Annotated in this window: 11 protein-coding genes and 1 pseudogene; 6 read left to right on the forward strand and 6 right to left on the reverse strand. The window is 71.1% G+C overall.

The window, feature by feature from the left end; all coding sequences use genetic code 11:
• Nucleotides 1-166 precede the first annotated feature (166 nt).
• Entirely contained in the window at nt 167-922 is a 756-nt protein-coding gene (locus ACH4EW_RS29035; RefSeq protein WP_398261926.1) for an acyltransferase, read from the forward strand.
• Nucleotides 923-944: 22 nt separating this feature from the next.
• Here ACH4EW_RS29035 and ACH4EW_RS29040 read toward each other — a convergent pair whose 3' ends face one another.
• A complete protein-coding gene (locus ACH4EW_RS29040; protein ID WP_398261928.1) occupies nt 945-1097 on the reverse strand; it encodes a hypothetical protein in 153 nt (50 codons plus the stop codon).
• Between the two features lie 93 nt (nt 1098-1190).
• Here ACH4EW_RS29040 and ACH4EW_RS29045 point away from each other — a divergent pair, with 93 nt between their 5' ends.
• Nucleotides 1191-1763: a helix-turn-helix domain-containing protein gene (locus ACH4EW_RS29045; protein WP_398261930.1), complete on the forward strand. Its 573-nt coding sequence runs from the start codon at nt 1191-1193 to the stop codon at nt 1761-1763.
• 133 nt (nt 1764-1896) lie between these two features.
• On the opposite strand, the gene ACH4EW_RS29050 is transcribed toward ACH4EW_RS29045, so the two are convergent.
• Nucleotides 1897-2748, reverse strand: a complete 852-nt coding sequence (locus tag ACH4EW_RS29050; protein ID WP_398261933.1) for an aminoglycoside N(3)-acetyltransferase — start codon at nt 2746-2748, stop codon at nt 1897-1899.
• Between the two features lie 73 nt (nt 2749-2821).
• On the reverse strand, nt 2822-3232 hold the full coding sequence (locus ACH4EW_RS29055; RefSeq protein ID WP_398261936.1) for a CoA-binding protein: 411 nt from the start codon (nt 3230-3232) through the stop codon (nt 2822-2824).
• A 58-nt stretch (nt 3233-3290) separates the two neighbouring features.
• On the opposite strand from ACH4EW_RS29055, the gene ACH4EW_RS29060 reads away from it, so the two are divergent.
• From ACH4EW_RS29060 to ACH4EW_RS29070, 3 genes are all read left to right on the forward strand, one after another.
• Nucleotides 3291-3917: a YigZ family protein gene (locus tag ACH4EW_RS29060; RefSeq protein WP_398261938.1), complete on the forward strand. Its 627-nt coding sequence runs from the start codon at nt 3291-3293 to the stop codon at nt 3915-3917.
• A gap of 196 nt (nt 3918-4113) precedes the next feature.
• On the forward strand, nt 4114-5277 hold the full coding sequence (locus ACH4EW_RS29065) for an exonuclease SbcCD subunit D (RefSeq protein ID WP_398261942.1): 1164 nt from the start codon (nt 4114-4116) through the stop codon (nt 5275-5277).
• A complete protein-coding gene (locus tag ACH4EW_RS29070; RefSeq protein WP_398261944.1) occupies nt 5274-8486 on the forward strand; it encodes an AAA family ATPase in 3213 nt (1070 codons plus the stop codon). Before ACH4EW_RS29065 ends, ACH4EW_RS29070 begins: the two co-directional genes overlap by 4 nt.
• Here the strand turns inward: ACH4EW_RS29070 and ACH4EW_RS29075 are convergent.
• From ACH4EW_RS29075 to ACH4EW_RS29085, 3 genes and pseudogenes are all read right to left on the reverse strand, one after another.
• A pseudogene (locus ACH4EW_RS29075) lies at nt 8377-8869 on the reverse strand (Lrp/AsnC family transcriptional regulator); the annotation flags it as partial. The gene ACH4EW_RS29070 and the pseudogene ACH4EW_RS29075 sit on opposite strands and share 110 nt — an antisense overlap.
• Nucleotides 8870-9030: 161 nt before the next feature.
• Nucleotides 9031-10716 carry a DUF885 domain-containing protein gene (locus tag ACH4EW_RS29080; protein ID WP_398261946.1) on the reverse strand — a complete coding sequence of 562 codons (1686 nt, stop codon included), beginning with the start codon at nt 10714-10716 and terminating at the stop codon, nt 9031-9033.
• Between the two features lie 48 nt (nt 10717-10764).
• Nucleotides 10765-11262, reverse strand: coding sequence for an Lrp/AsnC family transcriptional regulator (locus ACH4EW_RS29085; RefSeq protein WP_398261948.1), 498 nt, complete (start codon nt 11260-11262; stop codon nt 10765-10767).
• A gap of 59 nt (nt 11263-11321) precedes the next feature.
• Here ACH4EW_RS29085 and ACH4EW_RS29090 point away from each other — a divergent pair, with 59 nt between their 5' ends.
• Nucleotides 11322-12581: a trans-sulfuration enzyme family protein gene (locus tag ACH4EW_RS29090; protein ID WP_398261950.1), complete on the forward strand. Its 1260-nt coding sequence runs from the start codon at nt 11322-11324 to the stop codon at nt 12579-12581.
• Nucleotides 12582-12899: the final 318 nt, after the last annotated feature.

Here is a 12899-nt window from a genome sequence, read left to right on the forward strand (position 1 = left end):
CCCAGGGGCCGTACGGTCGCGGTCGTCCGATCGCAGCAACTCGGTCGCCGCTGTTCGACCGTGTCGGAGGAAAGGTATGCGACGGGCGGTGGAGCGCCGCCGAGTGGGGTGAACATCACAGGTTGCCGCGGTGATCACGCCGGGCGCCGCCGACTACCGTGTGCGGGTGCCCAAGAACAGGAACACGTTCTCTTCCCTCGCCGCCTGGCGGCGGCGCGCCCTGTCCCGGGCCGTCCACCGCGGCTGGCGCTGGGTGCAGGAGTCGGGTGCGGTCACCGCGGAACACCCCGGCCGGCTCCGGTTCGGCCGGATCGGCGAAGGCACCCGGCTGGCCTTCCCGCAGGGCACGGTCTTCGGAGAGCCATGGATCGAACTCGGTGCCCACTGCGTGATCGGTGAACAGGTCACACTGACGGCCGGACTCATGCCCGACCTGGACCTCGGTCCCGAGCCGATCCTGACCCTGGGGGACGGGGTGGTGCTCGGCCGCGGCAGTCATGTCGTCGCCGACACCAAGGTCACCATCGGCTCGGACACATACTGCGGACCGTATGTCTACATCACGTCCACGAACCACAGTTACGACGATCCGCACGAGCCGGTCGGCAGGCAGTGGCCGCGAATGGAGCCGGTCGCCATCGGGCCGGGCTGCTGGATCGGCACCGGAGCGGTGATCCTGCCCGGGGCCGTGCTGGGGCGCAACGTGGTGGTCGCCGCGGGTGCGGTGGTACGGGGTGAGGTGCCCGACCATGCGGTGGTGGCCGGTGCCCCCGCCCGCGTCGTACGCAGCTGGGATTCGGAGAAGGGTTGGCAGCCGCCGCTGCGTACTCCCGCTCCGGTGCCGATCCCGTCGGGCATCACCCCCGAGCAGCTGGTGGCCCTGGCGGATCCGGGCGAGACTCCGGGTCCGTCCGGCGACTGAGGGGCGGTGGCGCGTCGGATCCTCAGCCGCTCGCGATGCCCACTACGGCGACGCCGACCCCATCGGACCGAGCGCCGGCGACGGTGAGAGCGGGCGTATGTCGCGTGAGCAGCCAGCCGCCGAAGTCGGCCGGCCCCAGGAGCAGGCCGGCGGCCAGGGCGAACAGTGCTGTCATGGCATGCCTCGCAGTACAGTGCGATGAATGGTGGGCTGCACCACACCGGAGTGCGGCATTTTCGACTCTGTTATTCAAAATATTGGACGGAATGTGTCTGACCTCGATCAGCTCACCCGGTCGCTCGCGCGCAATCTCAAGCGCTGGCGAGGGGAACGCGGCTTCACCCTGGACGCGCTCGCCGCCCGTTCCGGGGTCAGTCGCGGCATGATCATCCAGATCGAGCAGGCCCGCACCAATCCGAGCGTCGGCACCACGGTCAAGCTCGCCGACGCGCTGGGTGTCAGCATCAACACGCTGCTCGACTACGAGCAGAGCTCACCGGTCCGGCTGGTGCCCGAGAGCCAGGCGGTGCGCATGTGGTCCACGGAGGCGGGCAGTTCCACCACGCTGCTCGTCGGTACGGAGGCCAGGGGGCCGCTCGAACTCTGGTCCTGGTGCCTGATGCCGGGCGACAGCAGCAACTCCGACCCGCACCCCGAGGGCACGGTCGAACTGCTCCACGTCACCGCGGGCGAGCTCACCCTCGTCGTCGACGGGACCTCGTACTCCGTACCCGCCGGCGGGTCCGCCACGTTCGAGGCGCATCACCCGCACGCCTACCGGAACGACGGATCCGAACCGGCCGAGGTCACCATGGCGGTCTCCATCCCGCCGGCACGGTAGGACGGCCAACCAGGACCCTTCGAGACGCTGTTGGCGTTGCGTTCCGTGCACGCACCCAACGGATCCGCAAGGCGCTGGCGGTGTTGCCGGGCGCGGTGGTCGTCGAGGGGCTGGGGGTCAGGGGCTGCGGTTCTCAGCCGTGCGCTCGGCAGAGGGCTTGAACAGGCACCCCGCCCCGATGCGACGGCAGCCAGCGGGACGCGAAGTCGACGGCGTCGGTGAAGCGGAAGAGCCGACTCGTTGACGACCCCACGGGGCCGATGCGGACAGCCGCACCGTACTCCGAGCGGGCGAAGTCCGCTCCCAGGGTCGCGAAGTCGCTGTCGTCCAGCGCGACGTCCTCGTACTCCCACCACTGGCGCCGGCCCCCGGCCGTCACCACGCAGCGATAGGTGCGGCGGGGCGGGGCGGGCACCCGGTACTCGCCGAGATGGAACGCGGTGCAGGTGTCGAACCCGGTGCCCAGCAGAAGCACTTGGGCCCGCAGGTCGTAGAGCCGGGCCAACGGGGAGTCCTCGCCGAGATGGCAGTCGGGGCGGTGGTGCGCCACCAGTTTCCGGGCCGAGGGGCCGAGCGCGGCGAAGGATGTCTGGGGGTGGACGCTGCGCGCCGCCCCTTCGGTGAGCCGCACGGCCTCCGCGAGACTGCCCATCGACGGTGCGGCCGACGTCGCCGGGTCGAAGGGCGGCATGCTCGCCCGTACGGCCTCCCGGGCCCGGTCGGTGAGACTGCGCACCTGGTCGAGGTAGTGCGGGGAGGTGTCGGAGTTCTCCGGGGTGAAGGCCGGGACGACGAGTGTGCCGCGCCGGCCGAGAGCGTCCCGTAACGCAGCGACCACCGCCCGGACCCCGCCGTTCACCGACCCCACCGCACGCATCGACGCATGCATCAGGAGGACGCCGTCGCGCTCCACGCCCAGCTGGGACAGTTGCCCGGCAAGCCCGGATCGGCTGTGGCGGACGGTCGGCGCAGTCGGAGTACTCACAGCCGGTCATTCTCCCAGTCGGGCGCCGAGTGTGACACCACGCACATTCGGACGAGAGACAGGCGTGCTGCGGCTACCGGCTCAGCGCGGGGATCTCGATGGCCGGGCAGCGGTCCATGACCATGTCGAGCCCGGCCGCGCGCGTGCGTTCGTACGCCTCGATGTCGACCACGCCGAGCTGGAACCAGACCGCCTTCGCGCCCGCCGCCACCGCATCGTCGGCCACGCCGCCCGCAAGCTCGCTGTTGACGAAGACGTCCACCACATCGACCGGAAACGGTATGTCGGCCAACGAGGCATAGCCGTCCTCGCCATGGACCCGCTCCGCCTTCGGGTGCACCGGGACCACCCGCTTGCCGAAGCGCTGAAGCACCTCGGCGACTCCGTAGGCCGCGCGCGACCGGTTGCCGGACAGGCCCACCACCGCCCAGGTCTCGCCCGTGTCCCGGAGAATCCTGCGGATCGTCTCTGCGTCTGCGTACATGACAGGGACAACGGACAGTGGACCCGGACCATTCCCGGCCGGGGCATAGGGTGGCCGGATGCAGGAGCAGTACCGGACAGTCGCCCGAGCGGGCGTGCACGAGACCGAGATCAACAGGTCGCGCTTCATCTGCGCGCTCGCCCCCGCCGCCACCGAGCAGGAGGCGCAGGACTTCGTCGCACGCATCCGCAGGGAACACCCGACCGCCACCCACAACTGCTTCGCCTATGTGATCGGCGCCGACGCCTCCGTGCAGAAGGCGAGTGACGACGGAGAGCCCGGTGGCACCGCGGGCGTACCCATGCTGCAGATGCTGACGCGCCGTGAGATGCGGTACGTCGTTGCGGTCGTCACCCGTTACTACGGAGGTGTGAAGCTCGGTGCGGGCGGACTGATCCGGGCGTACGGGGGAGTGGTCGGGGAGGCCCTCGACGAACTCGGCACCGTCACCCGGCAGCGGTTCCGCCTTGCCACGATCACCGTCGGTCACCAGCGCGCGGGCAAGCTGGAGAACGACCTCCGAGCCACCGGGCGGAGTGTCCGTGAGGTCCGCTACGCGGAGGCCGTCGTCATCGAGATCGGGCTGCCGGACGCCGATGTCGAGGAATTCCGTGGCTGGCTGGCCGACGCAACAGCGGGCGAGGCCGGGCTGGAGCTGGGCGGCGAGGCGTACGGGGACGTCTGACCGGGTCTCCACACCGAAGGCCCGGCGGCGGTCGGCGGTGGTGGGAGACTGTGGTGGGTGAGGAAAATGGGGCCCACCGGCGTCGCCGTGGTCGGTGCAGACGACGAGGGCCTGTGCCGGCCCGGTGTGATCACGGTGCGAGGCACACATGGCCCCGGGGGCGGAGGAAGAGAACAATGCAGGTCGGAGCCGGCTCTTGAGGATTCTGCACACATCGGACTGGCACCTGGGGCGGTCGTTCCACCGGGTCTCCCTGCTCGAAGCCCAGGCCGCGTACCTGGACCACCTGGTGGCGACGGTGCGCGAGCACAAGGTCGACGTGGTCCTTGTCGCGGGTGATGTGTACGACAGGGCCGTCCCGCCGCTGTCCGCGGTCGAACTCTTCGACGATGCACTGCACCGGCTCGCCGCCGCCGGTGTGCCCACCGTGATGATCTCCGGGAACCATGACTCCGCACGCAGGCTGGGCGTCGGTGCGGGCCTGATCGGGCAGGCCGGCATCCATCTGCGTACCGACCCCGCCCACTGCGCCGCCCCCGTCGTCCTGCGCGACGCACACGGCGACGTGGCGTTCTACGGACTGCCCTACCTGGAACCGGCCCTGGTGAAGGACGTTTTCGAGGCGGAGCGCGCCGGGCACGAGGCGGTGCTGACCGCAGCCATGGACCGGGTACGCGCAGACCTTGCGAGCCGCTCGGACACCACCAGGTCGGTGGTGCTCGCCCACGCCTTCGTCGCGGGCGGTGAGCCCAGCGACAGCGAGCGCGACATCACTGTCGGCGGGGTGGCCGCCGTACCCGCCGGAGTCTTCGACGGCGTCGACTACGTGGCCCTCGGGCATCTGCACGGCTGCCAGACCGTCACCGACCGGGTCCGCTACTCGGGCTCGCCGCTCGCGTACTCCTTCTCCGAGGCCGCCCACCGCAAGACGATGTGGCTGATCGACCTCGACGCCTCGGGAACGATCGCCGCCGAGCGCATCGACTGCCCGGTGCCCCGTCCGCTCGCCAGACTCCGCGGCCGCCTCGACACCCTCATCGACGACCCCGCGCTGGAGCAGCACCGGGAATCCTGGATGGAGGCCACCCTCACCGACCCGGTGCGCCCGGTCGAGCCCATGGCCCGCCTCACCGAGCGGTTCCCGCACACACTCAGTCTCGTATTCGAACCCGACCGGGCCCCCGACGACCCGTTCGCCTCGTACGCACAGCGCCTCAAGGGGCGCGACGACCAGCAGATCGCGGAGGACTTCGTGGCACACGTGCGGGGCGGGTCCGTAGACGAGCAGGAGCGAACGCTGCTGCGCGGCGCCTTCGACCATGTACGGGTGGACGACAGCGTGCACGAGGTGGACCGTTGAGACTTCACAGGCTCAGCCTCACCGCCTTCGGGCCGTTCGGCGCCACCCAGGACATCGACTTCGACGCACTTTCCTCGGCCGGGCTGTTTCTGCTGCACGGGCCGACCGGCGCCGGGAAGACCTCGGTCCTCGATGCCGTCTGCTACGGCCTGTACGGCGCGGTGCCCGGCGCCCGCCAGAGCCCCGGCACCTCGCTGCGCAGCGACCATGCCCCGGCAGACCTGCCGACCGAGGTCAAGCTGGAACTGACCGTCGGCGGGCGGCGCCTCGAAGTCACCCGGTGCCCCGCACAGCCCCGGCCCAAGAAGAAAGGCAACGGCTTCACGACGGAGAAGGCCCAGAGCCGGCTGCGGGAGTACCACCCCGACGACGGCTGGCGGCCGCTGAGCCGTTCCCACCAGGAGATCGGCGAGGAGATCAGCCGGCTCATCGGCATGAGCCGGGACCAGTTCTGCCAGGTGGTCCTTCTGCCGCAGGGCGACTTCGCACGCTTCCTGCGGGCCGACGCCGAGGCGCGTGGCAAGCTGCTCGGCAGGCTCTTCGACACCCGCCGGTTCGCCGCAGTCGAGGAGCGCCTGGCCGAGCTGCGCCGTACCGCCGAAACACAGGTCAGGGCCGGGGACGAACGCATCCTCGCGGTCGCCCAGCGGATTGCCCAGGCTGCCGGACCGGCCGCGGACGAATCGCCGCTGCCCGGCATCCAGCCCGGCGAACCGGGGCTCACCGACGGCGTGCTGGAGTGGGCCGCGACAGCCCGCAGCAGTGCCCGGGAACGGCTCGGCATCGCCGAGTCCGTACTGGTCATCGCCGAGGGTCGGCAGACGGCCGCACGCCTGGCCCTCGACAGCGAGCGCGAACTCGCCGGACTTCAGCGGCGTTACGAGGAGACGCAGCGCCGCGCCGCCGCGCTCGAAGCCGGCCGCCCCGACCACGACCGACACCATGAACGGCTCGCGCGGGCCCGCAAGGCGGACCTCGTCGCCCCCGCGCTGGAGCTGCGCGACGATGCCGAGCGCGCGTACCGCACGGCCCGCGAAGCCCGAGACCGCGCCCGTGCACTGCTGCCCGGCACCCTGGCCGACGCCGGTGCAGAACAGCTTGCGGAGCTGGAACGAAGGCTCCGCCAGGAGCTCGGCGGGCTCGACGCCGCCCGGCGCGCCGAGCGGCGCAGTGCGGAGATCGACGCCGGGCGGGCCGCACTGGAACGCCAGGCCCGGGCCGACGACGAACTCATCCACGAGGCGAAGAGCTGGCTGGCCGGCTGGGAATCGACACGCAACGGCCTGCAGGCACGCATCGAGGAGGCGCAGGAGGCCGCCACCCACGCCGAACAGCTTGCAGGCCGGCTGGAGCCGGTCCGCGCCCGGCTGGAGGCGGCCCGCAGCCGCGACGCGCTGGCCGTCCGGGCGACCGCAGCCGCCGAACGGCTGGCCGAGGCGCGTGAGCAGGCGTCCGGCGCCCACGAGTCGTGGCTGGAGCTGCGCGAACGGCGACTGCGCGACATCGCCGCGGAGCTGGCCGCGGAGCTGGTGGACGGCGAGGACTGCAAGGTATGCGGCTCGGCCGACCACCCCAGGCCCGCACGCGCAGCCGACGGGCATGTCGACCGGGCCATGGAGGAGAGGGCTCTCGACGCGTACCGGCGAGCGGAGGAGGTACGCACCGAGGCGGACCGGGAGCTCGGGGTCGTACGCGAGAAGCACATGGCGGCACGTGCCGCCGCGCTGTCGGCCGTGCCGCAGCCGAGGGACGGCGCCGACGCCGCCGGGCGGACGGCACCAGAGGCTGTCGCCGCCGGGTCGGCCATGTCCGGGACTGTCACCGCCCCGGCGGCCGTGCCTCAGCCGGTGGCCCGGGCCGAGGCGGTGGACGCCGACACGGACGGCTCCACGCGCCGCTCCCGCCCCGGTCCGGCCGCCGAGCCCGTCGCCGATCCCACCGTCACCGAACTCGGCGCGCTCGTCGACCGGTTGACGCTCATGCACGCCGAGGCACACCGGACCGCGGCCGGTATGCACGCGGCGCGCGAGGCCCTCGCAACCGCCGAGCGGGAACATGCCGAGCGCCAGGAGAGCCGGCAGCTGGCCGAGCGCCGGGCCGCCGCCCGTACCTCGCAGCGAGAAGGCCTGGACCGTGAACAGGCCGTGCTGGAAGAAGAGTTGGCTAAAGCCCGCAGCGAGTCCGGCAGCGTTGCCGAGCACGCCGAGTCGCTGGAGCGCCGGGTCGGTCTGCTCGCCACGGCAGCCGAGGCGGTACGCGAGGAGGAGACGGCCGCACAGCGCCGCAAGGAGGCCGACGGCCGACTCGCGGACGCCGCGTTCCGGGCCGGGTTCGACACCCCGCAGGCCGCGACCGCGGCTCTCCTCACCGATGCCGAACAGCGCGGACTCCAGCGTCTCGTCGATGCCTGGCAGTCCGAGGCGGCCGCCGTCGCCGACCGTCTCGCCGAGACCGCCACCCGGGCGGCCGCCGAAGGCCGGCGGGCCGCCGTGGACGTCGCGCAGGCCGCGCACGACACGGCCGAACGCCGGCTGCGGGACGCCTCAGCGGCACGTGCCGCCGCACGCGAGCGCTGCGCCGAGCTGGACCGGCTGTCGCGCAGCGCCGCGGACGAGGTGCGCAGGCTCGGTCCGCTCCGCGAGGAGTACGACCGGGTGGCACGGCTGGCCGGGCTCACCGCCGGTACCTCCGCGGACAACGAACGCAAGATGCGGTTGGAGTCGTACGTGCTCGCCGCGCGGCTGGAACAGGTGGCTGCAGCCGCCACCGCACGGCTGCAGCGCATGTCGTCCGGCCGCTACACGCTGGTCCACTCCGACGCCCGCACCGGAGGCCGCAGGTCGGGCCTCGGCCTGCATGTCGTCGACGCCTGGACCGGCCGCGAGCGCGACACGGCGACGCTCTCGGGCGGCGAGACGTTCTTCGCCTCGCTCGCTCTCGCACTCGGTCTCGCCGATGTCGTCACCGACGAGGCGGGCGGCGTACGGCTGGACACCCTCTTCATCGACGAGGGCTTCGGAAGCCTGGACGACCAGACTCTCGACGAGGTGCTCGACGTACTGGACTCGCTGCGGGAGCGGGACCGCAGCGTCGGCATCGTCAGCCATGTCGCTGATCTGCGCCGCCGTGTCCCCGTACAGCTCGAGGTGGTGAAGGAACGGCACGGATCGGCGGTACGGCACCGGACCGCCGACGAGGCCAGCGGCTGATGGCGCGCCAGGGGAGCGGCGAGGAGTAGACGACGCTCGTGGTCACGGAGCCGAGGGCGCCGATCCTCCCCGAGATCTCCTCCAGGCGCCTCATCGAGCGGGCGGTGACCTTCAGTACGAAACAGTCGTCGCCGGCGACATGGTGGGCCTCCACGATCTCGGGCGTCGTATCGAGCAGCTCGTGGAACGGCTTGTAATTGCCGTTCGGATAACGCAGCCGGACGAGAGCGAGAATCGGCAGCCCCAGCCGCTCCGGATCGATCACCGTGGCGTAACCGCTGATCCCCGGCCTCCTCCAGCCTGCGCACCCGCTCGGTCACGGCGCTCGGGGCTTCGCGTTCGAGACCCGGGACGGGCGCGAGCGACGCGACGCCGACCCGCTTACCGCACCGGCCGCCCTCGACGACTGCGGCTGCTGACCGGCAGGGGCGGACGAATACCCCCGGACGAATGCCCCCTCCCTCCCGCTGCTGCCGCCGGGGCGCCCCGAGGGAAGTGCCGGCAGCGGGAAGGGAGCGGAGGTGAGGAGGGGGCGAGAAACGGCTCAGAGCTTGGACAGCTCGTCCACGAGATCGTCGAGTCCCAGCGGCCCCTGCGACAGGGCGGCCATGTGCCAGGCCTTGGCGTCGAACGCGTCACCGTGTGCCTTGCGGGCGTTCTCCCGGCCGAGCAGCCAGGCGCGTTCGCCCAGCTTGTAGCCGATGGCCTGCCCCGGCATCGAGAGATAGCGGGTGAGTTCGCTCTCCACGAAGTCGGCCGGACGGCCGCTGTGGTTGCCGAAGAACTCCTGGGCCAGCTCAGGGGTCCACCGCTCGCCGGGGTGGAACGGGGAGTCCGCGGGGATCTCCATCTCCGCGTGCATGCCGATGTCCACGATCACCCGGCAGGCCCGCATCATCTGCGCGTCCAGGTAGCCGAGGCGGCGCTCGGCGTCCGGCAGGAAGCCCAGCTCGTCCATGAGCCTCTCCGCGTACAGTGCCCAGCCTTCGGCATTGGCGCTGACGCCGCCGATCGACGCCTGGTAGCGGGAGAGGCTGTCGGCGACATGCGTCCACTGGGCGATCTGCAGGTGGTGGCCCGGTACACCCTCGTGGTACCAGGTGGACACCAGGTCGTACACCGGGAATCGGGTCTCGCCCATGGTGGGCAGCCAGGTGCGGCCGGGGCGCGAGAAGTCCTCGGACGGGCCCGTGTAATACGGGGCCGCGGCGCCGCCGGGCGGGGCGATGCGGGACTCCACCTTCCGTACCCGTTCGGCGAGTTCGAAGTGCGTACCGTCGAGTGCCTCGATCGCCTCGTCCATCAGACTCTGCAGCCAGGCCTGGACCTCGTCGACCCCCTCGATGTGCTTTCCGTGTATGTCGAGATGGGCCAGCGCCTCCCAGGGACCTGCGCCGGGCAGGACCTTCTCGGCCTCGGTCTTCATTTCGGCGAGCAGCCGGTGGTACTCGGACCAGCCGTACGCATACGCCTCGTCGAGATCCAGGTCGGTGCCGTTGAAGTAGCGCGACCAGCGCGCGTACCGCTCACGGCCCACAGTTTCCGGCGCGCCCTGGACCGCGGGGGCGTACACATCGCGCATCCAGTCGCGCAGCGCCACGACCGACTCGGTGGCACGGCGGGCGCCGTCGACCAGATCGGTACGCAGCGCCGCCGGGCCGGCCGACGCGAAGTCCTGGAAGAAACCCGTAACGCCGTCGCCGGCCCACTCATCGAGCTGGCCTATGAAGGTGGCCGTGGCGCGCGGGCCGCCGAACAGCTTGCGCTCCAGGCCGAGCGCGAGGGACTCGCGGTAGCCCTCCATCGCGGCGGGAACCGCTCGCAGCCTGTCCACGACCGCCGCCCAGTCCTCGTCGGTCTCGGTCGGCATCACCGTGAACACCTCACGGATGCTGTGCGCCGGGGAGGAGAGGTTGGAGACCGTGCGTAGCCCCTCATCGGCCTCATGGACGGCGAGTTCCGCCGTGAGGCGCTCGCGCAGCAGGCGGCCGCAGCGGCGCTCGGCATCGCTGTCCGCGCCGGGCAACTGTTCGGCGGCGTCGAGTTTCACCAGGGTGGTACGGGCGAGCTGGGCAAGGGCTTCCTGCCCCGCGGGGGAGAAATCGGGAAGGCGGCGCGAGCTCTCCGTGACACCCAGATAAGTGCCGGTGATCGGGTCGAGTTCGATGAATGCGTCGACGTAGGCGTCGGCGACCTGACGGGGCAGCGCGCTGCTGGAAATGTCTGACATGAGGACATCCTCGTACGGCGGGGGCCTCCGCGTCATCATTCTCCGGTCTCACTGGCCTTTCCCATCCGATCCTGCGGACGGCGGCAGAAGCGGTCCGCACTCCCACTGCTGGAATATCAGCCGGGTCTCGACCCTGGCTACTTCGCGGCGCGAGGTGAATTCGTCGAGCACGAGGCGCTGCAGATCCGCTGTGTCGGTGACTGCGACATGGACCAGATAGTCGTCGGGCCCGGTCAGATGGAAGAGCGCGCGAGACTCGGGCAGCGTCCTGATGCGTTCGACGAACGGGCCGATGAGCTCTCTGCGGTGCGGACGGACCTGTACGGAGAGCAGCGCCTCCAAGCCGCGGCCGAGCTTCGCCGGGTCCAGCCGCAGTTGATGGCCGAGAATGACGCCGGAGCGGCGCAGCCTGGTCACCCGGTCAAGACAGGTCGACGGTGCGACCCCGACCTCGGCGGCCAGCTCGCGGTAGGTGGTCCGGGCGTCGTTCTGCAGCAGCCGCAGAATGTGCAGGTCCACCGGATCAAGAACGACTGAATCGGCCATCTGCCGAACGTAGCACGGGGCTTTCGTATGAAGACCCGCTGTTTGTTCAGAGTGATGTCATGAACACCGAATCCTCGTTGGTGCCCTCGACGACAACCCGCTCCAGGGCGCTGGCCACCGAAGCCGTGCACGCGGGCCGCGACGATCTCGCGGCCCTGGGCCTGCACGCCCCGCCGATCGATCTGTCCACCACCTACCCCTCGTACGACTCCATGGGCGAGGCCGAGCGGATCGACACCTTCGCCACCACCGGCGCCAGGCTTGAAGGACCGCCCGTCTACGCACGGCTGGACAACCCGACGACTGCTCGCTTCGAGACCGCCCTCGCCCGGCTCGAAAAGACGGAGAGTGCCGTGTCGTTCGCCAGCGGAATGGCGGCGCTCACCGCCGTCCTGCTGGTCCGCGCGAGCATGGGGCTGCGCCATGTGGTTGCCGTCCGTCCGCTCTACGGCTGCAGCGATCATCTTCTCGGCGCCGGCCTGCTGGGCACCGAAGTGACCTGGACCGACCCGGCGGGCATCGCGGAGGCCATCCGTCCGGACACCGGTCTGGTGATGGTGGAGACGCCCGCCAACCCGACGCTCGCCGAGGTCGACATCCGCGCGATCGCTCACTCCTGCGGTTCTGTGCCGCTGCTCGTCGACAACACCTTCGCCACGCCCGTACTCCAGCGACCTGTCGAGCACGGCGCACGGATCGTGCTGCACAGCGCCACCAAGTACCTCGGTGGGCACGGCGATGTGATGGGCGGGATCGTCGCCTGCGACGAGGAGTTCGCGGCCCGGCTGCGGCAGGTGCGCTTCGCCACCGGCGGGGTGCTGCACCCGATAGCGGGGTATCTGCTGCTCCGCGGCCTCGCCACGCTCCCGGTCCGCGTACGGGCGGCTTCCGCGAGCGCCGCCGAATTGTCCCGCAGGCTGACGGCCGATCCGCGTATCGCCCGGGTCCACTACCCGAAGCTGGGTGGGGCGATGGTCTCGTTCGAGGTGTACGGGGATCCGCACCGGGTGATTTCGGCCGTACGGCTCATTACACCCGCGGTCAGTCTCGGCAGTGTGGACACCCTGATTCAGCATCCGGCCTCCATCAGCCACCGCATTGTGGATGAGGGAGACCGACAGGCGTCCGGCGTCGGGGACCGGCTGCTCAGGATGTCGGTCGGTCTGGAGGATGTCGAGGACCTGTGGGCCGATCTGTGCCAGGCGCTCAGCTCGCAGGAGGCCGGTGGGCAGGAAGCCCTGACTGATCCGGACGGCAGCGCCAAGAGCGCGACGCCGGCCCCCCATGTGCCGGTCGGTCTATCGGCCCGCAGGCCGTAAGCCGAAGCCTGCCTTGAGGTGCAGGCTCTGACCAGCGGTCACGGGCCCGCAGGTATCCGCAGGCGTCTCTGCGGACACCTGCCGGGCCCGACCGCAGCCCGGTGCAGTCGGTCCCAGCGGCGACGCCTGACGCGTCGAGGTGTTCGGCGACCCGGACGCAGCGAAGGGTCGAGGCCCCGGTCGAGGGCGCCGGACCGGAACCGCTTCGGCCGCCGCCGTGTGTTGCACGGCCTCCGTGGCCTGAGCCACGCGACCCCGTACGCCGCCCGGTACCGGGCTTTCGCCGCGCTGGATCCGGTCGCGCGTGAGCGGCCGCCC

This window comes from Streptomyces sp. NPDC018000 (genome assembly GCF_044328025.1).
Classification (GTDB): Bacteria; Actinomycetota; Actinomycetes; order Streptomycetales; family Streptomycetaceae; genus Streptomyces.

Excerpts from the sequence above, each read along its gene's own strand:
- ACH4EW_RS29040 (WP_398261928.1), bottom strand. The coding sequence starts at position 1,097 with ATGACAGCACTGTTCGCCCTGGCCGCCGGCCTGCTCCTGGGGCCGGCC.
- ACH4EW_RS29055 (WP_398261936.1), bottom strand. The coding sequence starts at position 3,232 with ATGTACGCAGACGCAGAGACGATCCGCAGGATTCTCCGGGACACGGGC.
- ACH4EW_RS29060 (WP_398261938.1), top strand. The coding sequence starts at position 3,291 with ATGCAGGAGCAGTACCGGACAGTCGCCCGAGCGGGCGTGCACGAGACC.
- ACH4EW_RS29080 (WP_398261946.1), bottom strand. The coding sequence starts at position 10,716 with ATGTCAGACATTTCCAGCAGCGCGCTGCCCCGTCAGGTCGCCGACGCC.
- ACH4EW_RS29085 (WP_398261948.1), bottom strand. The coding sequence starts at position 11,262 with ATGGCCGATTCAGTCGTTCTTGATCCGGTGGACCTGCACATTCTGCGG.
- ACH4EW_RS29090 (WP_398261950.1), top strand. The coding sequence starts at position 11,322 with ATGAACACCGAATCCTCGTTGGTGCCCTCGACGACAACCCGCTCCAGG.